The sequence below is a fragment of the Neptunitalea chrysea genome (assembly GCF_027924145.1).
Taxonomy (GTDB): Bacteria; Bacteroidota; Bacteroidia; order Flavobacteriales; family Flavobacteriaceae; genus Neptunitalea; species Neptunitalea chrysea.
In genome coordinates this window covers 160,514-184,242 of the sequence record NZ_BRVP01000003.1, presented here as the reverse complement: position 1 = coordinate 184,242, position 23,729 = coordinate 160,514, and the positions used below count along the sequence as shown (strand labels likewise).

General features: G+C 35.1%; 21 protein-coding genes and 1 tRNA gene. 4 read left to right on the top strand and 18 right to left on the bottom strand.

The window, feature by feature from the left end; translation table 11 throughout:
- Positions 1 to 4 precede the first annotated feature (4 nt).
- The 6 genes from NBRC110019_RS02930 to cysC form a co-directional block, all read right to left on the bottom strand.
- Positions 5 to 1,018 carry an NAD-dependent epimerase gene (locus NBRC110019_RS02930; RefSeq protein ID WP_281752180.1) on the bottom strand — a complete coding sequence of 338 codons (1,014 nt, stop codon included), beginning with the start codon at positions 1,016 to 1,018 and terminating at the stop codon, positions 5 to 7.
- Between the two features lie 161 nt (positions 1,019 to 1,179).
- Complete coding sequence (locus tag NBRC110019_RS02925) at positions 1,180 to 2,571, bottom strand: UDP-glucose 6-dehydrogenase (protein ID WP_281752178.1); 1,392 nt, start codon at positions 2,569 to 2,571, stop codon at positions 1,180 to 1,182.
- A gap of 25 nt (positions 2,572 to 2,596) precedes the next feature.
- A complete protein-coding gene (gene cysQ, locus NBRC110019_RS02920) occupies positions 2,597 to 3,394 on the bottom strand; it encodes a 3'(2'),5'-bisphosphate nucleotidase CysQ (protein WP_281752176.1) in 798 nt (265 codons plus the stop codon).
- 16 nt (positions 3,395 to 3,410) lie between these two features.
- Positions 3,411 to 4,664 (bottom strand): sulfate adenylyltransferase subunit 1, encoded by a 1,254-nt coding sequence (locus NBRC110019_RS02915; RefSeq protein ID WP_281752174.1) that lies wholly within the window; start codon positions 4,662 to 4,664, stop codon positions 3,411 to 3,413.
- Positions 4,665 to 4,706: 42 nt separating this feature from the next.
- Positions 4,707 to 5,612 (bottom strand): sulfate adenylyltransferase subunit CysD, encoded by a 906-nt coding sequence (gene cysD / locus NBRC110019_RS02910; RefSeq protein ID WP_281752172.1) that lies wholly within the window; start codon positions 5,610 to 5,612, stop codon positions 4,707 to 4,709.
- Position 5,613: 1 nt separating this feature from the next.
- Positions 5,614 to 6,207, bottom strand: coding sequence for an adenylyl-sulfate kinase (gene cysC / locus NBRC110019_RS02905; protein WP_281752170.1), 594 nt, complete (start codon positions 6,205 to 6,207; stop codon positions 5,614 to 5,616).
- 574 nt (positions 6,208 to 6,781) lie between these two features.
- Here cysC and NBRC110019_RS02900 point away from each other — a divergent pair.
- Positions 6,782 to 8,536 carry an SLC13 family permease gene (locus NBRC110019_RS02900; RefSeq protein WP_281752169.1) on the top strand — a complete coding sequence of 585 codons (1,755 nt, stop codon included), beginning with the start codon at positions 6,782 to 6,784 and terminating at the stop codon, positions 8,534 to 8,536.
- Between the two features lie 60 nt (positions 8,537 to 8,596).
- On the opposite strand, the gene NBRC110019_RS02895 is transcribed toward NBRC110019_RS02900, so the two are convergent.
- Positions 8,597 to 8,678: transfer RNA gene (locus NBRC110019_RS02895), tRNA-Leu, on the bottom strand.
- Positions 8,679 to 8,791: 113 nt separating this feature from the next.
- On the opposite strand from NBRC110019_RS02895, the gene NBRC110019_RS02890 reads away from it, so the two are divergent.
- The 3 genes from NBRC110019_RS02890 to NBRC110019_RS02880 all read left to right on the top strand — a co-directional run bounded on the left by NBRC110019_RS02890 (position 8,792) and on the right by NBRC110019_RS02880 (position 11,999).
- A complete protein-coding gene (locus NBRC110019_RS02890; protein ID WP_281752166.1) occupies positions 8,792 to 10,180 on the top strand; it encodes a dipeptidase in 1,389 nt (462 codons plus the stop codon).
- Positions 10,181 to 10,439: 259 nt separating this feature from the next.
- On the top strand, positions 10,440 to 10,913 hold the full coding sequence (locus tag NBRC110019_RS02885) for a regulatory protein RecX (RefSeq protein ID WP_281752164.1): 474 nt from the start codon (positions 10,440 to 10,442) through the stop codon (positions 10,911 to 10,913).
- A 582-nt stretch (positions 10,914 to 11,495) separates the two neighbouring features.
- Entirely contained in the window at positions 11,496 to 11,999 is a 504-nt protein-coding gene (locus NBRC110019_RS02880; RefSeq protein WP_281752162.1) for a DUF456 domain-containing protein, read from the top strand.
- On the opposite strand, the gene NBRC110019_RS02875 is transcribed toward NBRC110019_RS02880, so the two are convergent.
- The 11 genes from NBRC110019_RS02875 to NBRC110019_RS02825 form a co-directional block, all read right to left on the bottom strand.
- A complete protein-coding gene (locus NBRC110019_RS02875; protein ID WP_281752160.1) occupies positions 11,996 to 12,409 on the bottom strand; it encodes a DUF6691 family protein in 414 nt (137 codons plus the stop codon). The two genes, NBRC110019_RS02880 and NBRC110019_RS02875, sit on opposite strands and share 4 nt — an antisense overlap.
- Before the next feature lie 4 nt (positions 12,410 to 12,413).
- Entirely contained in the window at positions 12,414 to 12,968 is a 555-nt protein-coding gene (locus NBRC110019_RS02870) for a YeeE/YedE family protein (protein WP_281752158.1), read from the bottom strand.
- A 172-nt stretch (positions 12,969 to 13,140) separates the two neighbouring features.
- Positions 13,141 to 13,329: a YgaP family membrane protein gene (locus NBRC110019_RS02865; RefSeq protein WP_281752156.1), complete on the bottom strand. Its 189-nt coding sequence runs from the start codon at positions 13,327 to 13,329 to the stop codon at positions 13,141 to 13,143.
- The gene (locus tag NBRC110019_RS02860; protein ID WP_281752154.1) at positions 13,329 to 13,643 is read right to left on the bottom strand and encodes a hypothetical protein; all 315 of its coding nucleotides are present in this window, start codon (positions 13,641 to 13,643) and stop codon (positions 13,329 to 13,331) included. The genes NBRC110019_RS02865 and NBRC110019_RS02860 overlap by 1 nt, the downstream gene beginning before the upstream one ends.
- Position 13,644: 1 nt before the next feature.
- A complete protein-coding gene (locus NBRC110019_RS02855) occupies positions 13,645 to 16,845 on the bottom strand; it encodes an efflux RND transporter permease subunit (RefSeq protein WP_281752151.1) in 3,201 nt (1,066 codons plus the stop codon).
- A gap of 26 nt (positions 16,846 to 16,871) precedes the next feature.
- A complete protein-coding gene (locus NBRC110019_RS02850; RefSeq protein WP_281752149.1) occupies positions 16,872 to 17,951 on the bottom strand; it encodes an efflux RND transporter periplasmic adaptor subunit in 1,080 nt (359 codons plus the stop codon).
- Positions 17,952 to 17,956: 5 nt separating this feature from the next.
- On the bottom strand, positions 17,957 to 19,261 hold the full coding sequence (locus NBRC110019_RS02845; RefSeq protein ID WP_281752147.1) for a TolC family protein: 1,305 nt from the start codon (positions 19,259 to 19,261) through the stop codon (positions 17,957 to 17,959).
- 170 nt (positions 19,262 to 19,431) lie between these two features.
- On the bottom strand, positions 19,432 to 19,566 hold the full coding sequence (locus NBRC110019_RS02840; RefSeq protein ID WP_281752145.1) for a hypothetical protein: 135 nt from the start codon (positions 19,564 to 19,566) through the stop codon (positions 19,432 to 19,434).
- 21 nt (positions 19,567 to 19,587) lie between these two features.
- Positions 19,588 to 21,051 carry an NAD(P)/FAD-dependent oxidoreductase gene (locus NBRC110019_RS02835; RefSeq protein WP_281752144.1) on the bottom strand — a complete coding sequence of 488 codons (1,464 nt, stop codon included), beginning with the start codon at positions 21,049 to 21,051 and terminating at the stop codon, positions 19,588 to 19,590.
- Between the two features lie 219 nt (positions 21,052 to 21,270).
- Positions 21,271 to 22,347, bottom strand: coding sequence for a cytochrome d ubiquinol oxidase subunit II (gene cydB / locus NBRC110019_RS02830; protein WP_281752141.1), 1,077 nt, complete (start codon positions 22,345 to 22,347; stop codon positions 21,271 to 21,273).
- A 5-nt stretch (positions 22,348 to 22,352) separates the two neighbouring features.
- On the bottom strand, positions 22,353 to 23,681 hold the full coding sequence (locus NBRC110019_RS02825) for a cytochrome ubiquinol oxidase subunit I (RefSeq protein ID WP_281752139.1): 1,329 nt from the start codon (positions 23,679 to 23,681) through the stop codon (positions 22,353 to 22,355).
- Positions 23,682 to 23,729: the final 48 nt, after the last annotated feature.

Below are 23,729 nucleotides of genomic sequence, written 5' to 3'. Positions count from 1 at the left end.
ATACTTAAACTTTATAAAATTCTTTATACCAATCTATAAAATGCTTAACTCCCGTTTTTATACCTGTACTACTTTTATAGCCTAACTTTTCAAGTTCACTAGTATCTGCAGATGTTCTAGGTACGTCTCCAGGTTGCATAGGTAAAAACTCCTTCTTTCCTTCCATTCTCAAAGAACCCTCTATAGCATTAATAAAATCTAATAAAGATTCTGGTTCTCCGTTTCCAATATTTGTTAAACGATAAGGTACATTACCTACAGGAGGGTTATCAAGTACTATTTCTATCCCGTTAATAATATCATCAATATAAGTAAAATCTCTACTCATATCTCCATTATTAAACACCTTTATAGACCTATTCTCTGTAATTGCTTTAGTAAATAAAAACAATGCCATATCTGGCCTTCCCCACGGACCATAAACGGTAAAAAATCGAAGTCCTGTGGTAGCAAATCCGTATAAATGACTATACGTAAACGCCATTAATTCGTTACTCTTTTTGGTTGCAGCATATAAACTAATAGGATGATCTACAGTATCTGTAACAGAAAAAATCTCTTCTTTACTTTCTCCATACACACTAGAACTACTTGCATATAACAAGTGTTTTACTTTATTATGTCTACATCCTTCAAGGATATTCAAAAAACCAACAACATTGCTATCTATATATGTTTCCGGATTTTCTATACTATACCTAACTCCTGCTTGAGCACCTAGATTGCAAACTACATCAAACTCTTCATCTTTGAATAACTGAGGCAGGTTTTCCCTATCCTCTAAATTCATTCTAACAAAATAAAATTTAGACTGATAGACCTCTGATTCAGCTTTAACACTCCATTTCTCTGCATCTTCTTTTGAAACGCCAAGCTCATTTAATCTCGCATACTTTAGATTAACATCATAATAATCGTTTATATTATCTAAACCAATTACATCATGCCCTTTTTCAAGAAGCTTTTTTGACAAATGAAACCCAATAAATCCAGCAGCTCCGGTAACTAAAATTTTCATTTTTTAAATTTTATCAACTTTCTAAAAAATATTTCAAAAGTAATTTACTTCAAAACGATAATACCTTGTAGCATAGACACAAATCTCTAACTGAATAATAACTTCCAATCTTTCCGCCTATAAAGCAAGTAGCCTACAGAGGCCTCTCTTAAAGCTTAAAATTACCTTCCAATTGTCTGATATTGAAACCCTATAGATTTCAATTGTTTTTCATCTAATAATCTTCTTCCGTCAAAAACAAAAGCAGGTTTTAACATCCCATCATAAATCTTTTGCCAATCATAGCTCTTAAATTCATCCCACTCTGTCAAAACTGCTATAGCATGCGCACCTTTACAAGCTTCATACGGATCATTAAACACAGTTAAATTCTCTGTATTCTCCTCTGAACTTCTTGTTCCTAAATAATCCACATCAGAATACACTTGATATTCTTCTACTTTAGGATCATATACAGAAACTTTAGCCTGTTCAGACAACAAAATATCCGCCACATATATTGCTGCAGATTCTCTCGTATCATTAGTATCTTTCTTAAATGCCCAACCTAAAAAGGCAATCTTTTTACCTGAAACGGTATTATATAATGTAGAAATGATATTTCTTGCAAATCTTCCTTTCTGATGATCATTCATAATAATCACCTGCTCCCAATAATCAGCAACTTCATTTAAACCATAAGATTTGGCTATATAAACCAAGTTCAGGATATCTTTTTGAAAACAAGACCCTCCAAAACCAACTGACGCTTTTAAAAATTTTGACCCAATTCTTGAGTCCATTCCAATAGCTCTAGCAACCTCATTCACATCTGCCTCAGTAACCTCACATAATTCAGATAACGAATTAATAGAAGAAACACGCTGAGCCAACACTGCATTTGCTGTTAACTTTGACAATTCAGAAGACCATACATTAGTAGTTAAAATACATTCTCTAGGCACCCAATGTGCATAAACATCTACCAAAGCCTTAAGAGCTGCCGCCCCTTCTTCTGTAGACTCATCACCTCCTATTAAAACCCTATCTGGGCTATGTAAATCTTCTACTGCTGTACCCTCAGCCAAAAACTCAGGATTCGATAGAATATCAAACTTCACTCCGTTTCCTGTATTATCTAAGATATCTTTTAAAGCACTAGCAGTTCTTACAGGTAACGTAGATTTTTCTACTACTATTTTATCAGACGTAGCCACTCTTGCTATTTGACGGGCACATAATTCTATATACTTCAAATCAGCAGCCATACCCTTACCTACACCATACGTTTTGGTTGGTGTATTTACAGATATAAAAATCATATCTGCCTCATCTATAGCTTTATCAACTTCTGTAGAAAAAAACAAATTTCTTCCCCTAGCCTCTGCAACTACAGCATCAAGCCCTGGTTCATATACTGGTATCTTAGTTACATCTTCATCATTCCATGCAGCAATACGCTGTTCATTTATATCTACAACGGTAACTTTTATATCGGGACATTTTTGCGCAATAACAGCCATTGTAGGCCCCCCTACATAGCCTGCTCCTATACAACAGATTTTATTTACCATCTTATTAAATTAAGATTAATCATTATTAGTTAACTAAAAACCAGTTATTCAATAAATTTTCCCTATTGTATAACATTGGCTCTTTAGTCTTATAGTCCATTACTTTAAACCCTGCATGCTCACAAATTGCCTGTCCTGCAGCTGTATCCCACTCCATTGTTGGCGCAAACCTAGGATAACAGTCCGCTTGACCTTCAGCCACCATACATAGTTTTAATGAACTCCCTTTAGATATTGATTGAATCGAACCGTATTGCTTTTTCAATCCATCAATAAATTCTTCTGTTTCAAAAGACAAATGAGATCTGCTAGCTACTACCGTATATACAGTTCTACCAGAGTTAACAGGAAGTTTAACACTTGACTCCACCCATTCTGTAAGCTCTTCTTTATCAAAAGATTCTACATCATAGCACTTATAAGCTCCCATTTCTACAGTAGAAAAGTACAACTCTTTAAGCGCAGGCACATAAATAACACCAAGAACAGGCTTCTGCTTTTCTATCAAAGCAATATTAACAGTAAACTCACCATTTCTCTTTATAAACTCTTTTGTACCATCAATCGGGTCTACAATCCATAATTGATCCCAACCCTTTCTATCTTCATAAGGAATACTTTTACCCTCTTCTGACAAAACAGGAATATTAGTATTCTCTAAAATTTTCACAATTTCTTTATGCGATGCTATATCAGCTTTCGTCAAAGGAGAATCATCTGATTTAAAATCTACTTCAAAATCTTCATTATCATAGATATACATAATTTTTTCTCCCGCAACAATACTTGCCTTAATAGCCTGTAATAATAACGATGTTAGCATTCTTAACACTTAAAAATTAAACAATCATACCAGCCGCAACCGTTTCATTGGTAGCATCATCAACTAATATAAGACTTCCTGTTACTCGGTTATCTCTATAAGAATCTACACATAACGGCTTTGTAGTACGTAATTTAACTTTACAGATATCATTCATAGCTAACTGCTTGTCATCTTTATTACGCTCTAATGTATTTATATCAATTTTATAAATAACTTCTTTAATCATCGCTTTCTGATCATTTGAAGTATGACGTATTGTATACTTAGCACGATCTTTTGCCGGCTGATTATTTAACCAACACAACATCACCTCTACATCTTGAGAAACCTCTGTCTTATTATTAGACCTCACCAACATATCTCCTCGACTAATATCTATATCATCTTCTAAGGTAATAGATACCGACATTGGTGCAAACGCCTCTTCAACCTTTCCACCATAAGTATCTATGAAAGCAATTTTAGAAGTAAATCCTGAAGGTAAAACAGTTATTTCATCACCTGCTCTAAAAACACCACTAGCAACACGCCCTGCATATCCTCTATAATCAATATACCCTTCTCTCTGAGGCCTTAAAACTGTTTGCACAGGAAAACGCGCATCAACCTTATTTAAGTCACTACTAATATGCATAGTTTCCAATGTATGAAGCAAAGGAGCTCCTTGATACCAAGCCATATTTTCTGACCTGTTCACAACATTATCTCCTAATAACGCACTAATTGGAATAAAACGAACATCTTTCACTAACAATTTAGCAGAAAAATCCTCAAACTGAGAAATCACATTCTGATATGCTTCTTCACTAAAGTCAACCAAATCCATTTTATTAATACATACAATAATATGAGGAATTTGAAGTAATGAAGCAATAAACGCATGGCGACGTGTTTGCTCTATAACCCCATGTCTTGCATCCACTAAAATAATAGCTGCATTAGCAGTAGAAGCTCCTGTAACCATATTTCTAGTATACTGAATATGCCCAGGAGTATCAGCAATAATAAATTTACGCTTAGGCGTTGTAAAATACCTATACGCAACATCTATGGTTATCCCCTGCTCTCTCTCATCTCTCAACCCATCTGTAAACAAAGCAAGATCTACACCTTCATGTCCTTTTTGCTTACTTGTATTTTCAATTGACTCTAATTGATCTTCAAAAATTGATTTTGAATCATAAAGCAACCTTCCTATTAATGTACTTTTACCATCATCAACACTACCTGCAGTTGTAAAACGAAGTAATTGATTATTATCTATCATAGCTTATGAACTCTAGTTTTAAATTATTAATTAGTTGTTAGTTTAGAAGTACCCTTGACGCTTTCTATCTTCCATTGCTGACTCTGAACGCTTATCATCACTTCTGTTTCCACGTTCTGTTTGACGCATTGTAGAAACCTCATCAACAATCTTATCCAACGTATCAGCATCAGACTCAATACCACCAGTAATTGTAATATCTCCTAAAGTCCTAAATCTAATTTTTTTAGTAACAACTTCTTCATGAGGCTCAAGAACCAAAAACTCAGAATTTGGTATCCAAGCTCCACTTCTCCAAACAACCTCTCTCTCATGTGCTACATACAGAGAAGGTATAGCTATATTTTCTCTCCTTATATAATTCCAAACATCCATCTCTGTCCAGTTACTAATAGGAAATGCTCTAAAATGCTCTCCTTGAAAATATTTACCATTAAATATATTCCATAATTCTGGACGTTGATTTTTTGGATCCCATTGTCCAAACTCATCTCTATGTGAAAAGAAACGCTCTTTAGCTCTTGCCTTTTCCTCATCTCTTCTTCCCCCACCAATAGCACAATCCACTTTATGAGACTCTATTGCATCTAACAGCGTTGTAATCTGCAGCGCATTTCGGGTAGCATTCTTCCCTTTCTCTTCCGCTACTCTCCCCTGGTCTATAGACTCCTGAACAGAACCAACCAACAAATTAGCACCAAGCTCTTTCACTAAGTCGTCTCTAAACTTAATAGTTTCAGGAAAGTTATGTCCTGTATCAACATGCATTAAAGAAAAAGGAATTTTGGAAGGATAAAAAGCCTTTCTCGCCAAATGTGTTACCACGATAGAATCTTTACCCCCTGAAAATAAAATTACAGGATTTTGAAACTGAGCCCAAACCTCTCTAAGAACGTAAATAGCCTCAGACTCTAACTCATCTAAATAATTTAAATAATACTTACTCATTTTACTTCAATGCTAATTTTTGATTAATATCAACCAATACTTTTTCAACTGCCTCTTCGACAGACATTTCCTCTGTTTTTATTTCTAAAAATGGATTTTCGGGCGCTTCGTATGGTGCAGATATACCGGTAAAATTTTTAATTTCTCCAGCCCTAGCTTTCTTATATAAACCTTTTACATCTCTACGCTCACACTCTTCTAAAGAAGTATCTACAAAAACCTCAACAAAATCATCTGAACCCACAATTGCTTCAATCATCTCTCTATCTTTTTTCAAAGGAGAAACAAATGCAGCTATAACAACTACTCCCGAATCCACAAAAAGTTTTGCTATCTCGGCAATACGTCTCAAATTTTCATAACGATCTCCCTCACTAAAGGTCAATCCTTTATTAATACCCGCTCTAATATTATCTCCATCCAAAGAAAAGACCTGAATACCTTTAAAAAACAACTCCTTCTCTACTAAATTCGCAATAGTTGACTTACCACTTCCTGATAAACCTGTAAACCATAGCACAAATGAAGAATGATCATTTCGTCCATTCCTATCTTTTCTGGTAACTATATAATCATGCGGAATAATATGCTCCATAAACATTTATTTATATATCAAATGCTAGTTGTCAATTTTTAAAACACTCTTAATCAATCTCGACATTTACCACACCAAATAAGAGAAGAAAGCTATTTCAACAAAAACAAATAAAGAAGAACATCAACACTCATTTTTTCTAATCTCCGAAAGCTCTTAACCAAACAGTATTTTGCTATAACTCTATATTTATTTTGTTCAAATATACCGATAAAAAAATTGTATTTCCAACTATTAAACCTTGAAAAGTCGAAAATTTCAACCTCTATTACCAATTTCGCTTTTTTTTTACAAATCTAACATTTTTAAATATGATTTATTAATTTATACATATTCAAAACATTATTTAATAGTTAAGCAAATCTATAATCCTTGAATTAAACCATTTTAAACACCATAAAAACACACACATAACTCTTTCGACAATAAATATTATTTCCACAAAAAAAAACATTTCCATACATTTGGTTCACTAATATACTATACTCATAGCTTTAGTCAATACTTAACCACAGTTTAAACACAAAAGAACCCTATGACGCTACCTGCTATTATAACCATTTGCGTTATCATTATGGCACTTATACTATTTGTCACCGAAGTAGTATCTATAGACCTTGTTGCTTTAATTATAATGACCTCCCTTATAGTAACAGGCGTTATAACTCCTCAACAAGGCGCAGATGGTTTTAGCAATAAAGCTACTATAACTGTAACGTTTATGTTTGTATTGAGCGCCGCAATTCTCAAAACCGGAGCCATGCAATATGTAGCACACAAATTATCTAATATTTTTAGATACAACTTTAAACTAGGAATCATCCTAATGATGATTTTAATTGCTACCATATCAGCTTTTATAAACAACACCCCTGTGGTTGCTGTTTTCATCCCTGTTATTATACAAATTGCGCACTCCTCTGGGCAAAGCCCTTCAAAAATGTTAATCCCTTTATCATTCGCATCCATATTCGGAGGAACATGTACCCTAATAGGCACATCCACTAACATTCTTGTAAGCGGAATTGCTGAAAAACAAGGTTTAGAAGCTATCTCTATGTTTCAAATGACCCCCATGGGATTTGTTTTTGTCATTATAGGGATTTTATACATGGTATTCATTGGAACCAAAATACTACCAGACAGAAAAGATGATGAGAACCTACAAGACAAGTTTGGCATTAGAGACTATATTACAGAAATAGAGCTAACCGAAAATCCTGAAGCTATAAACAAAACCATCATGGAATCTTCCTTGGTAAAGGAACTTGAAATGGATATTATAGAGATTCGAAGAAACGGAAACAAATTCACCCTCCCTCCAGGAGACTTTGTTTTGCACAAGCACGACATCTTGAAGGTAAGGTGCAACATGCAAAAGATAAAATCATTAAAAGACAGAGCTAAAGTTCTGGTTAACTCAAGCTTTAAAATTGGCGACGACAATCTACAAGGAAAAAATTCAACACTTGTAGAAATGGTGATTACCTCCAACTCTGAATTTGACGGTAAAACTTTAAAAGAAATCGACTTCAGAAGAAGGTTTAGAGCAATCCCTCTTGCCATAAAGCACCGAGAAGAGGTAAAACATGACAACCTCTATAGCGCCAAACTAAAAGCTGGTGATGTAATGCTTGTGGAAGTTAAAAACCACTTCATAAAAGAATTAAAAAGACAAGAAAGCGAACAAGACACTCCTTTTGTTGTTTTATCTGAAGATGCAATGACCGATTTCAATCGTAAAAAGTTCTATGCAGTTGTGAGCATAGTGTCTACCATCATACTATTAGCTACTCTTAATATTTTAGACATTATGGTAGGAGCTATAGGCGGAGTTATTTGCATGGTATTACTAGGCATCATAAACATGAAAGAAGCCTACGAATCTATCAACTGGAAGGTAGTCTTTCTTTTGGCAGGAGCACTTAGTTTAGGCACCGCAATGCAAAATACAGGACTCGACAAAAATATTGCAGACCTACTTGCTAATCACCTAGGTAAATGGGGGCCTATCGCCGTTATATCGGGTCTATATTTAACCACCTCTATATTAACAGAAATCATGTCTAACAACGCAGCAGCAGCACTACTTGCCCCAATAGCTATTGCAACTGCGCAAACCCTTGGCTTAAACTATGCCCCATTTTTAATGGCTATTACATTTGCCGCTTCAGCTAGTTTTATGACTCCTATAGGATACCAAACAAATACAATGGTATATAGTGCCGGGCAATATAAATTTACAGATTTCCTTAAGGTAGGGACTCTTCTAAACATCTTATTCTGGGCCATCTCAACTTTTATTATTCCTCTTATTTACCCCTTTTAAGAACGAGACAAAATCAAGAAATAAAAAAGGGATGTTCAAATGAACATCCCTTTTTTATTGTGCGGGTGAAAGGACTCGAACCTTCACACCTTTCGGCACCAGATCCTAAGTCTGGCGTGTCTACCAATTTCACCACACCCGCGTGCTTTGGTAATTGTGGGTGCAAATATAAGCCATTTTTTGAATATACAAACAAGTAACCCAAAAAACTTCTCTTTTTTTGTAACTTTGAATTTATATAATAAAATATACATAATGGAAAACATAGCTTCCTACATTAAGGAACACAAATCAAGATTTATTGATGAATTAATTGACTTATTAAAAATACCATCTGTTAGTGCCGATTCTGCCTACTCACAGGATGTTTGGAACACTGCTAAAGCTATAGAAGTAAAGCTTCAAGAAGCAGGATGCGATTTAGTTGAAATTTGCGAAACACCAGGGTACCCTGTTGTGTATGCCGAAAAAATAATTGACCCTGAATTACCAACTGTTTTAGTTTATGGACATTACGATGTACAACCACCAGACCCTGTAAGCTTATGGACTTCTGATCCGTTTGAACCCATCATTAAAAAAACCGAATTACACCCTGAAGGCGCCATCTTTGCAAGAGGTGCTTGTGATGATAAAGGACAAATGTACATGCACGTGAAAGCAGTTGAGTTTATGATAAAAAACAACTGTTTACCGTGTAATGTAAAATTCATGATTGAAGGTGAAGAAGAAGTAGGTAGTGCTAATTTAGGATGGTTTGTAGAAAGAAATCACGACAAACTAAAAAATGATGTAATACTTATTTCTGATACTGGAATGATTGCTAATGACACTCCTTCTATTACTACAGGACTAAGAGGTTTAAGTTATGTAGAAGTTGAAGTAACCGGACCTAACAGAGATTTACATAGTGGATTGTATGGTGGTGCTGTAGCTAACCCTATTAATATTCTTACTAAAATGATTGCTTCATTACATGATGAAAACAATCATATTACTATACCAGGTTTTTATGACAAAGTAGAAGAATTATCCATAGAGGAAAGAGCGGCTATGGCAGAAGCTCCGTTCTCTTTAGACGCATATAAAAATGCCTTAAATATTAAAGATGTATACGGTGAGAAAGGATATAGTACAAACGAAAGAAACTCGATTAGACCCACCCTTGATGTAAACGGAATTTGGGGAGGATATATAGGGGAAGGTGCTAAAACCGTTATTGCCAGCAAAGCACATGCAAAAATATCAATGCGTTTGGTTCCTGATCAAGATTGGAAAGAAATAACAACTTTATTTAAGAAACACTTCGAAAGTCTTGCTCCAGAAGCCGTAACAGTAAAAGTAACTCCTCATCATGGAGGGCAGGCCTATGTTACTCCAATTGAAAGTATTGGATACCAAGCTGCGTCAAAGGCCTATGAAAAAACGTTTAGTAAAACTCCAATACCTCAACGTAGTGGAGGTAGTATTCCTATCGTTGCTCTATTCGAAAAAGAATTAGAAAGCAAAACAATTTTAATGGGATTCGGATTAGATTCTGATGCCATCCACTCTCCTAACGAGCATTTTGGTATTTGGAATTATTTAAAAGGAATCGAAACTATTCCTTACTTCTATAAATATTTTACAGAGTTATCTAAATAACAATCAGAATCCGTGAGCTTTAAAATTCACGGATTTTTTTTAAATATTGTATTCTAATTTGTAGAACAGATTCTAAAAACATAGAACATGGGAGAAAATGGCCGATGAGGAAAAACTTAATATTCCTAGCTGCATCGGTACCTCCAACAAATAATTAAAGAGCATAAAACTAGCATATAAACGCCCTTAGATTTAAGGGCGTTTAATTTTGTATGCATTATTAAGTGAAATCCTAATTAGTTTTAGTAATTATGCAATTATGGATCCTAAGAAAACCTATACTGTTACTGAAGCTTTGACAAAAATGCAACGCTACTGTGCTTATCAAGATAGATGTCATAAAGAAGTTCATGAGAAACTAAAGGGCATGTATATGATACCCGAGGCAATTGACCATATTATAGGAGCCTTAATTGAAGATAAATTCCTCAATGAAGAACGTTTTGCCAAAAGCTTCGCAAGGGGAAAATTTAGATACAAAAAATGGGGTAAAAAACGTATTACTCTAGAATTAAAACAACGTGACATATCACCCTTTCTAATAAAAGTAGCTTTAAAAGAAATTCCTGAGCATGAGTATTTAAGCTCCTTTCATGAATTAGCAGAAAAGCGCAACCTTCAAATAAAAGAAACAAACTTTCTAAAACGTAAAAAGAAACTGGCTGATTATCTTTTATATAGAGGATGGGAAACTCACTTGGTTTATGAAAAAATCAACGAACTCATCAGATAACGAATCCACCCCTTATACTTTTTAATTTTCATATTAATATTGGGGTTAGAATAATCTTCCGGTAAACTACTTAGGGGCAAGCTCACAAAGCATTTAGTAAGCATGGCATTTCTATTCCGTGTGCATTGCATACATCTTTAATATTTTGACATAATTGCGAATTAATAACGGCTCCATTTACCAAGTTATTTTATTATTAATAGAGACTATACTTGTCTTTGACATTGCTCTAATACGCTTTGAAGTAGCCTTTGCTATTTGTGATGACAAGAAACCATCTTGCCAAGCATACACAAAAAACAAGCTATCTTTAAAAGACCCTTTCACAAGATATGATGTAGACAAAACACATAACTTTTCAATTTCTTTTTAAGATTATCGATAGTTTTTAATTTAGGCACTTGTTTTTCTAAAGCAACTTTTTTAGAGAATCATTCTGTGCCTGTAACGTATTAAAACACATGAAGACAAATAGAATATAGAATAAGAGTTTTATATATTATTATACCATAACCTCATAGGCTTTGGTAACCTAAACTTACAAAATTTTATAAATACTAACCATTAATGCGACTTTAACACGTGGATATTTTAATGCTTTTAATAGGATTCAGCTGTTTACTTCTAGGAATTATAGGGAGTTTATTACCTGTTCTACCAGGGCCTCCTTTAAGTTGGTTAGGAATCTTATTTCTATATCTTACCAAAACAATTGGAACCAATTGGTGGGTACTTATAGTTACACTTGTTATAGCTATTATAATTACAGTACTAGACTATACCATTCCGGCTTACGGAACCAAACGTTTTGGAGGGAGTAAATGGGGCGTTATCGGAACTAGCATAGGGTTACTAGTGGGGCTACTTTCTCCAATCCCATTCGGATTTATCATTGGCCCTTTTGCAGGCGCATTTATTGGGGAAATGCTAAACAAATCGCACCCTAGTAAAGCAGCCAAAGCTGCTTTTGGGTCTTTCTTAGGATTTTTGGCATCTACCTTTATAAAATTTGTACTAAGTATTGTATACCTAGGTATATTTATAAAAATACTGTGGGATTATAAAGAACCGTTATTTACGTTTTAATGAGGTAACTTATCTTTTAAAACTCCATATAAATAGGTTCCTAAAATAGCTCCTGCCAATACAATAAGCATAGGTAAAAAACCAGCTCCTATCATTACAAATATAGGCCCCGGACAAGCGCCAACTAAAGCCCATCCTAATCCAAAAATGGTTCCTCCCAAAATATAGTTATATCTTGTTGCTTTTTTATTAGGAATCACAATAGGCTCTCCATCAAAAGACTTGACTTTAAACTTCTTGACTAACTGAGTGAAAATAATTCCAAAAAACAGCGCCGTTCCAATAATTCCATACATATGAAACGATTCAAAACGAAACATCTCATAAATTCTAAACCATGATGCTGCTTCCGACTTATACATAATAATACCAAAAACAATACCTACAACTAATAATATTAACTTTTTCATATGTTTAGAATATTAAAGGGAATAATACATGTACCATTATAAGACCTCCTATAAAAAAGCCTATTACCGCAATTAATGATGGTAACTGTAAGTTACTTAATCCAGATATTGCATGCCCAGAAGTACATCCGCCTGCATAACGTGTACCAAAACCTATTAATAGCCCTCCAATTAAGAGTACCAATATTGTTTTATAATCTGAAAAACTTTCTATAGAGAAAAGCTCTTTAGGTAAGTATGTATTTTGTTCAGAGATATGAAGTTGTTCTAAAGATACTTTTGTAGCTTCACTTATTTCCGGCATACTACCGTCTGATAGAAAATGAGCCCCAATGTACCCACCCATTATAGCTCCAACAACTACAATCAGGTTCCAACTTTCTGACTTCCAGTCAAAATTAAAAAAAGGGGTTTTCTTGCCTGCTCCACAAATGGCACAAAGCGTTCTAAGATTAGAAGACATCCCAAAACGTTTACCTAACAACAATAAAACCAACAATGTAAGGGCTATTAAAAAACCCGAAACATACCATGGCCAGGGGTTAAAAAGAAAATCCATAGCTATAAATTTAAGGGGCTAAAATAAGCGTATAAATTAAGCTATGGAAATTCTAGGTACAATTTATCTATGAGGTATCTTACCCCTATTAAAAAAGGAATATAATTAGTAAGGCTATGAGAAAGCAACTCAGAGCCCTAAACCTCTCAAAGAGAGTGAATTTAGAATAAAACTAATCTTTTATTTTGAATACCTTTGTTAAAATATCATCCATTAAACACCATTTTGTTAATGACGACTGTAATAAATTTGCTCCTACAAAAGCAGTAAACCAAAGCCAATTTTGATTAACGTAAATAGCCAATAATAAGCTAATTAATATAAAACTACCGGCTATTCCTCTAACTATCCTATTTTTCATTATATAAAAGTATTTGTTCGTTCAATAGCAACTTCGGCTACATGTACCTTGCTTAAAAAATCTTGTTTATTATTAAACTCATCAATATTTGCAATCACATCATTTACATTTTCTGCTGTTACAAATGCATAACACAAAATTGAGTTTGTACTTATCATCTCTCCTGCAAACCAGTTTCCTTCAATATCGGTATCGGTTACATCTTTATACCCTGTTACTTCCTGACAAGAAAACACCTGTACCTCAGACTTTTTCAATAATAACTTAATATCTGTCTCAAATTCAGAAACAGCGGTAATAATTAATAGTTTCATCTTACTTGTAGTTTTTTCTTTCAATTAAATAATATACTAAAGGCACTACCAATAAGGTTAATACCGTAGAAGCAATGGTTCCACCCATTAAAGAGATCGCTAACCCCTGAAAAATTGGGTCAAATAATATTACAAAGGCACCAATTACCACCGTACCTGCGGTTAATAGAATTGGTGTTGTACGTACTGCTCCAGCTTCAATAACCGCTTGTTTTAACGGAATACCCTCTGCCAACCTCAAATTCACAAAGTCAATTAACAGTACCGAGTTACGCACCATAATACCAGCTAAAGCAATCATACCAATAAATGATGTTGCGGTAAAGAAAGCTCCTAACATCCAGTGACCTATTACAATACCTACCATAGATAATGGTATAGCTACCATCATTACTATCGGTGCTTTAAAGTTTTGGAACCAACCTACTATTAACATATAGATAATTACAATTACTCCAGCAAATGCCATCCCTAAGTCACGGAATACCTCTAATGTAATTTGCCATTCACCATCCCATTTCACAGTATAGTTATCTTCAAACTCTGGTTGTTCCATGTACAACTCATTCATGGTATACCCTTCAGGAAGTTTAATGGTATTTAATTTATCTGTCATCCCAAGAATTGCATACACAGGACTTTCTAATTCCCCGGCCATATCAGCCATTACATATACCACTCTTTTCTGATTTTTTCTATAAATACTCTTAGCTCTTACATGTTCTTGCACAGCCACTAAATCAGATAACGGCACCATGGTATTTTGAGACGATTTTACTTTTAATTGTAAAATATCATCAACTCCGGCTTTTTCCTTTTCATCTAGTGCTAACAACACCCCAACCTGGTCTACCGAATTCTCATCATATAAAACCGTTACAGGTCTTTCAGATAACGCCATATTCATGGTATACACTATTTGTTGTGGAGCTACCCCGTACAACATAGCTTTTTCTTTATCTACCACAAATTCATATTCAGGTTGTGGATCTTCCACTCTCCAATCAACATCTACCACATCCGGTGTAGCATTTAAAATACTATCTACCTTAGACGCTACTTCAATTTGCTTGTCATAATCAGGACCATATACTTCGGCTACAATAGTAGATAGCACCGGTGGTCCTGGTGGTACCTCTACAATTTTCACATTCGCATTGTATTTCTTAGCAATTTTCTGAATTTCCGGACGGAAATCTTTTGCTATATCATGACTCTGCTCGCTTCTATCGTGCTTATCGGTAAGGTTTACCTGAATATCTGCAACACTACTTCCCATTCTCATATCGTAGTGACGAACCAACCCGTTAAAAGTAATTGGTGATGCTGTACCCACATAACTCTGATAGTTAACCACCTCTGGTCTGGTTGCTATGTATTGAGAAATCTCTTTAGCTACAAGATTGGTACGTTCAAGGGTCGATCCTTCAGGCATATCTATTACCACCTGAAACTCGTTCTTGTTATCAAATGGCAACATTTTAACTGCCACCGATTTGGTAAAGAACATAGCTATAGAAGCTATTAACAAAGCAAAAGTGATTCCTAAAAATGTCCAACGTTTTACCTTACTTTCAATTAATGGAGTTTCAAATTTCGCATATAGCTTATAGATGGTTGAATCCTCCATTTTTTTTGTTTCCTTAACCTCTCCATTTTTCCCTTTTTTATCCTTTTCTCTAAGGAAAATATATCCTAAATAAGGAGTAATAGTTAACGCTACAAAAAGAGATAACAACATTGCTATAGAAGCTCCAATAGGCATTGGCGACATATATGGTCCCATTAAACCACTAACAAACGCCATTGGTAAAACCGATGCAATTACTGTGAAGGTAGCCAAAATAGTTGGGTTACCTACCTCATTAATTGCATACAAAGCAGCCTGTTTAAAGGGCAATCGCTTCATCTTAAAATGCCTATGCATGTTTTCGGCAATAATAATAGAGTCATCTACAACTATACCAGTTACAAATACTAACGCAAATAAGGTAATTCTGTTAAGCGTATAATCTAACATATAGTAGCTTAACAAGGTTAGAGCAAACGTAATTGGCACCGATAAAAATACTACCAGACCACCGCGCCATCCCATGGCTAACATTACTACAAACGTTACAGCTACAATAGCCCCAATTAAGTGCATTAATAATTCTGACACTTTTTGAGAAGCCGTTTCTCCATAGTTTCTGGTTATCTCTACATGAACATCATCAGGAATCAATGTTTTTTCTAAATGTGCTACCTTGTCGATAATTACCTCCGAAATTTTCATAGCATCGGCTCCTTTTCTTTTGGCAACCGAAATGGTTACCGCAGGGTACTCAGACCTGTATTTAGATACTTTTTCGCTTGCTTGTCCAAAACCAAGAGCTACATATTCTTTTGGTAATTCAGGACCATCGCTAACTGTTGCAACTTGTTTTAAATAGATAGGTGCATTTTTATAAACACCCACTACAAGGTTACCAACCTCTTCTGCTGATTGTAAAAACTCTCCTGTGTTTACCAAAAACTCACTATCGTTCTTAATAAAACTACCCGAACTCATTTGCTGGTTATTCGCCTTAATCATTTCAGCAACCGACAAAAAGTCTAGGTTACTTTCTGCTAACTTTGCTTTATCTAAAACTACTCTTACCTGACGGTTTCTTCCTCCAATTACATGTGTAACCGCAACATCATTTACTTTCTTTATCTCTTCGTCAAGCTCCTGAGCAATTTGTTTTAACTGATAATCGCTATAACTTTCACTCCATAAAGTTAATCCTAACATAGGCACGTCGTCAATAGCTCTGGTTTTTACCAATGGCATGGTAACTCCCTGAGGCATTTGATCCATGTGCTTGTTAATTTCATTATACAGCTTTACAAAAGAGCGTTCAATATCTTCTCCTACATAAAACTGTACAATTACCATTCCTTGTTCTTTCATAGAAGTAGAATACACATACTCTACTCCCGGAATGTTTGAAATTAATTTTTCTAATGGCTTGATCACCCGAGATTCTACCTCTGTTGGACTTGCGCCTGGATATCCTACAAAAACATCTGCCATAGGAACATCTATTTGCGGCTCTTCTTCTCTAGGAATCAAAAACGAACTGTATACTCCAATAACCATAAATACAATCATCAGAAGTACCGTAAGCTTTGAATTCATAAAGCCTTTGGCTATTTTACCTGCTAATCCTTCTTTCATACTACTTAAATTTAAAGATGATTGTCTTACTTAATAGTTACGTTAACTCCGTTGTAAAGTTTCCCTTCTGCTTTTACTATGTACTGCTCATCGGCAGATAATCCTGAAAGTATTTCTACCTTATCTCCAAAGGTTTTACCCAATCGTAACCATCTTAACACTGCTGTTTGCTGGCTACTTATGGTATAAATACCTGTTAATTGTCCTCTTTGAATTAGTGCCTCTTTAGGCACATAAACTGTTGCTGCTTTAGCACCTTCTGTTACCGGAAATTTTACGTTTACATACATTCCAGGTAAAATAGACTCTGGTGCTTCGGTAATATCAACTTTTACTAAAAATTGACCTCCTGTATTTTTTGCAGACATACTTACTTCAGAAACGGTTCCGCCTAAAATAGCCGCTACAGATTTCACCATTACTTTCACCTTCATTCCGGTTTCTATTTTATCGATTTGAGATTCAGAAACCATCGCAGTAACCTGTAATTTAGATGGTGATTCTATACTCACCAATGGCATTCCGGGATTGGCCATATCGCCTTCTTTTACAAACTTGTTAGTGACTACTCCAGAAAATGGTGCAGAAATATTAGTATAAGTAAATTGAGCCACTACCTCTTTCTTCATTTGCTGTGCTACTTCTAAACCAGCTTTTGCCATTTCATAACGAGAAGTCATATCGTCTAATTCTTTCTGCGAAGCACTGTTTTGTGCAAAAAGCGTTTTAAAACGCTTGTAATCTTTAGCAGCATTACCATAACCTGCTTGTGCTTGTAACACTCCTGCCTCTGCCTGAGCTTTCTTTGCAACTAAATCACTATTATTAATGCTTACTAATAACTGTCCTTTACTTACTTTATCTCCAACTTTTACTTTTACATCGTTCACATAGCCCATCATTCTAGTACTTAAGTTCGCACTTTGTTCAGCTTCAATTTTACCACTGGCAACTAAGCTTGGGGCATCTTCTGAATTTACAGTTTCACTAATGGTTACATTTACTGGCGTTACATCGGTAACCATTGCCTTTTTTTCATCACCTCCACAACTCACCGTAAGTTGTAACACAGCTACTATTGCTATAATTATTGTTAATTGTCTCATCTTTTCTATTTAGTTAAAAATTGTATGTATGATTTTGTTGTATTGTATTGAAATACCGATTGTAAGTATTCAAATTCTTTTTGAAACATTTTAGTTTCTGCATGTAACAAATCGGTGGTTTTTTCTAATCCTTCTTCAAAACGGTTATGAAGTATTCTGTAAGCTTCTTTACTTTGCGCTAACGCTTCTTCAGATAAATACACATTATTTTCGGCATCGGTTAGTTGTCTTGACGTTTTATTTAATTCTAACTGGCTTTTAGCCTTGTATTGTTCCATTTCTAAGGTAGCCTTCTGGTAATCTAATTTTGCTTTCTTCGCTTTCGCTAAAGATTTATACCCATCAAAAACATCCCATGATAACTGTGCCCCAAAAGTGTATCCTTTTGCACCTGTTTGGAAAATCTCATCGTCATATAATTCGTAGCTTCCAAAAGCATTCAAACGTGGCAACAAACTCATGTTACCCGATTGCATCATGCTTCTATAAGCATCTGTAGAGAGTTCCATTGCTTGAATATCCTTTCTACTTTCTGGCACGGTATTAGCTGGAATTTCAACATCTATTGCTTCTTCTAAATCTTGTTCTGGTTTGTACACTCCGTTACCATCTTCCCCCATTAAAAAGGCTAAATAATCAGAAGCGTTCTGTACATTACTTTTTGCATATTGCAACTGATTAGCAACTTCGTTTACACGTACCTTAACGCTTAACACATCGGTTTGCTTTACTAACCCTTGGTTATAATAATCAGTAATTAATTTTAAATTGGCATCTGCTGTTTTCTTAGCCTTCTCTAACACTGCTACCGCTTTGTAAGCAACTTGTAATTGCATATATGCTTTCGTCCCCTCAAATTCCAGATATTCTTGCGTGCGGCCACTTTGCATTTCAAAAGCACTCATTTTAGCCTTAGCTGCTTTTCTTGCATATATACCATCTACATTTATAAGGGGTTGTAAGACCTCAACTTTAGTGGCATAATTTTGAACCTCATCAGGATCATTTAATAAAGCAGGATTAAAATCGTTCTGCGTTAAAATTTCCTGATTTAGTTTAGAGCCAAATGCCATTAAAGGATTGTTTGTAAAGACTGCGGTATGTGATATCGACACTGAAGGAAGGAATAAGGAGTTTGATTGCTGATAATTGGCTTTCGCTCCTTCATAGTTCTTTTCTGAAATTTTTAACTGTAGGTTTTCTAACCTCAGTTTTTCTTTAATCATTGTTCCGGATATAGACAAGGTGTCTTGTCCATATCCGATATTGAACAATAATCCAACTAAAAATAAACTTGCTATGTATTTCATTTGCTTCTATTCTAAATTCTTTCACAAAAATAGAAGCTTCATGCATGTGAGTCAGTAACCGTTGTTACTGGCTTGTGTAACATTAGATACATAAAAAGCTCCCCTATAAAGTAGGGAGCTTTTATAAATACAACCATACATAAAATAAAAAAACGAATCAAGATATAACCTTATACTTTTCGGGTACCACCATGCCCTCCAGTAACTATTTTCATTATTTTTAGATTTAAATAAATAAACTTCCAAAGTTGAAGTATCGGATTGTGCATCCGTGCTTTTTTTGCTTTTGATAATCGCTTTGCCATACTACTTAAGTTTAATGCTCATTATTCGGGTATTAACCACCAAAAAGGTTTCATTTTTGCTTTGTACAAGAAGGCATAATGCAATGCCAATTTCACCCAATGTCCGGCCAAACCAATATCACCAAATGTCTTATCTATATGTCTACCGTCTGAGTCTGGATATTTTTCATAATCAGGTACAATAGGGAAGGTAGTAATACTAACTCCACTACCCTTGGTATTTCCAAACCCGGCAGAAGCAATACAAGCAGCTCCCATATTACCCAACGATCCTTTATGGGTTAAAGACTCTTTACCACTTTCAATGGTATCTATTATATTATCGGCTACCAATTTTGCCGTAATCCCCGATGGCATACCTGTTCTTGGTGGCGATGGAAATATATCCATTCCTGTAGTACTCTTACGCGGTTTAGAAATACTATGCGGGGGGGCAAAAGCAATACCCGGTGCAAAAATATTTTTATAAGAAGGATTCTGATATGTTTCAGGCCAATCTTCAACCTTCCATTCTTCGTAAGGTTTAAGGGTATAATCGGCATCTACAATCATGAATCCTTTAAACAATTTATCTGTCACATCTGCTCCTTGTTTATCATAAGCTTTAAAACCATGACCTGAAAAAGCCGGTATCAACATACCAAAATCATAGGTTTCTGTTCCTTTTTTTCCATCCAACGTTTCATAGTGCACCAAACCATCTTCTACTTTGGTTGCACCCGCTCCCAAAATCCATTTAATACCACGATCTTCAAAAATCATTTCTACCAGTTCGTGAGACCTTATGTACATACCATCATAGGTAAGCAACATACCATCCATACCAAAGTCTCCTAATTTGTATTCATTAGAAAGCCACACAATTTCTGCCTGGTCTCGTACTTTAAACTTTTGAAGTTCTCGTTCAACATTTAGGATATATTCAAATGCAGCACCCTGACAAGTAGCCTTAGGATGCCCTGTGCCAATAACTATCTTTATCTTTTTATCAGGAGAAGCTTTCATTTCGGCAATCAGTTTATGTAAAGCCTCCGAAGCATGTGATGCATGTCCATAGGTACAAACCGAAAACGTTTTATTAGTTCCTGGTAATAAACCCTCTGTTTGGTCAAAAGCTAACTTAGGTCCCGTTGCATTAATTAAATAATCATAGGTAGCCTTTTCTTGTTGTCCTTTAGCATCTCCCAATACATACTCTATTAACACATACGGTTTAGTTTCTTCTATATCTCCTTCAGGATGAAAAGACACAGCCTTCGCCTGTTTAAAATCTATTCCTTTCTTTTTGTATAAGGGGGCTAATGGAAAAATAACATCATCAGACTTCATTCTTCCTATTCCAACCCATATATTAGAAGGCACCCATTGGTAATTACTGTTAGGAGAAACCACTACAATCTTGTGCTCCTTTCCCAACTTTCTTCTCAAGTGAGAAGCAGCAGTGTGCCCCGCTATACCAGCGCCCAATACTACAACTGTTGCCATATTATTTGATTTGTTTCCTCAAAGATAATCTGGCTACACTACATTTTAAGTAACTCATGTTACGTAGGTTAGTAACATAGGATACAAAAAAGAGGCTATCCTCACAGACAGCCTCTCTATAACCAATAAATAATTTTATCGTACAGAAATACTTTTAAATTACAACTTAAAAATATCGCTGTTTATTTTTAGGTTCAGCAACATTTGCACCTTAGTTTTTTAATGTTCTCCATAACCAATATCATCCATTTTACCTTTAAACACTTTGTGTTGTATTACAAAATAAACAACCACCAATATAGCCGCAACAATAAACCAACTTACTCCAACTCCTAAACCATACTCATCTGCTGCCACATTGTAAATAGTTAAAGACGGGTTTACCTCATTTGTAGATGGAAGCAATTCCGGAAAAATAGATGCTGCTGTAGAAGCAAATCCTCCGAACAAAAACAAACTTGAAAATAAAAACCCGTAAATATCCTTTTTAAAGGTTCTTACTTTAAACATTCCGAATAAACCTGTTAGCATAATTAATGGAAATATGAATAACCATGGTTCTTCAATAAAATTCCAAAACGGATACGGATCTATAATATGCCATACCGAAACGGAAATAACTATTAATCCGAGTAGCACAAAATTCAATCGGAAAACAAGTTTCTTTAAGCGTTCATTTAAAGATGAATTTGTTTTAAAGATTACCCAGTTAGCACCATGCATCGTTAAAATAACAACGGCTATAATACCTAACAGAATAGTAAACCAATCTATAATTCCTTGATGCTGCGCCATAGGGTTAAACGTAGGATTCCATAAGGGTAAAAAGAAATAATGGGCTTCGTAAGCAGACACCCCGTTTTCTACCATTCCTAAGTTTACACCTCTAACTACATTCCCTAAAGCAATACCAAAAAATAACGCTAATAATAAGCTAGCAACACCAAAAGCTTTATCCCATATTTTTTCCCATATTGGGTTATGCACCTGCCCTCGTAATTCTAGTCCTATAGCTCTAAAAATAAGTAGCCATAAAATCATTATTAAAGGTAGATAAAACCCACTAAAAGAAGAGGCATATAAGGTTGGAAAGGCAAAAAACAACACCCCTCCTGCTGCTATAATCCAAACTTCATTGGCATCCCAAAAGGGTCCTATAGCGTTTACAATTGCCTTTTTATCTTCTTCTTTTTTACCAAAGAACAAATGAATAATTCCGGCTCCAAAATCATAGCCATCTAAAACTACGTACATGGCCAACATAAACATTAAAACAACATACCAAAATAACTCCATAGCTCTTATTTTGCAGGGTGTGGACCCTTGTTAACAATTTTACCTACTAATATTAAAAACAACATACCCAATAGTAAATACAACCCAACAAACCCAAGTAAGGTGAAAAGTGTATTACCTGAAGACACCGTTGGTGAAGCTCCTTCTGTTGTTCTTAATAAATTATAAACCAGCCAAGGTTGTCTCCCTAATTCTGCCGTATACCATCCCATTGTATTTGCTATATAAGGGAAAGGCAGCATAAACATCAATATCCAAAGTACCCATTGTGTTTTAAACAGTTTCTTGCGCCACATTAAGAAAGACGCTAACAGCATTAATCCAATAAATATAGTCCCTAAACCTACCATAATGTGATATCCATAATACAAGCCAGGTATATTGGTTGGGTAATCTTCTTGATTAAACTCATTTAACCCTTTAACCTCAGCATCCCATTGTTGATACGTAAGAAAGCTTAAGAAATTAGGCACTGCAATTTTGTTATCTAGTTTCTTATCCTGAATATTAGGTTGTCCTATCAATACAATCTCAGAACCTCCTTCTTCGGTTTCAAAAATACCTTCCATAGCAGCAAAAGTTACAGGCTGATGCTTAACCACATTTTTAGCCGTTAAATCTCCTGTTGGAAACGCTACCAAAATAGAAGAAATTACACCAAAAACTACCCCAGTTTTTACAAACAACTTCCCAAACTCTTTATGTTTATTGTTTAATAGATAAAAGGCTCCAAAAGCCGCTACTACAAAAGAGCTAGTAACAATAGAAGCCATTTGATTATGTAGGAAAGAAGGCCATAACCAAGGATTAGAGAACAATGCGCCAAAATTAGTCAATACAAATTTCCCATTATCCAAGATTTCATACCCTACCGGATACTGCATCCATGAATGGGTTGCTATAATTAAAAACCCACTTGCCCAAGAGCCCAAAAAGACTAAGAATCCTGTTACAAAGTGTAATTTATGTCCTAATAATTTTTCTCCGAACAAAAACAATCCCAAGAAGGACGACTCTAAAAAGAACGAGAACATCCCTTCCATTGCCAGCGTTTGCCCTATAATACCTCCAGTAAGTTCAGAAAATTTAGCCCAGTTTGTTCCAAACTGAAATTCCATTGGAATTCCTGTAACAACTCCCATTGCAAAATTCAACGCAAATATCTTCATCCAAAATTTTGCCGCGTCGTTGTATTTCTCGTCGTTAGATCTCAAAAACTTCCACTTAAACCATACAATCATTAAAGATAACCCCATGGTCAACTGAGGAAATAAATAATGGAATGTTATTGTGAAGGCAAATTGAATCCGGTCATAAAAAAGCATGTCTTCCATAATAAATGAAATTATCTGTGTGAAGTATTAGCCAAATGTACTATATAT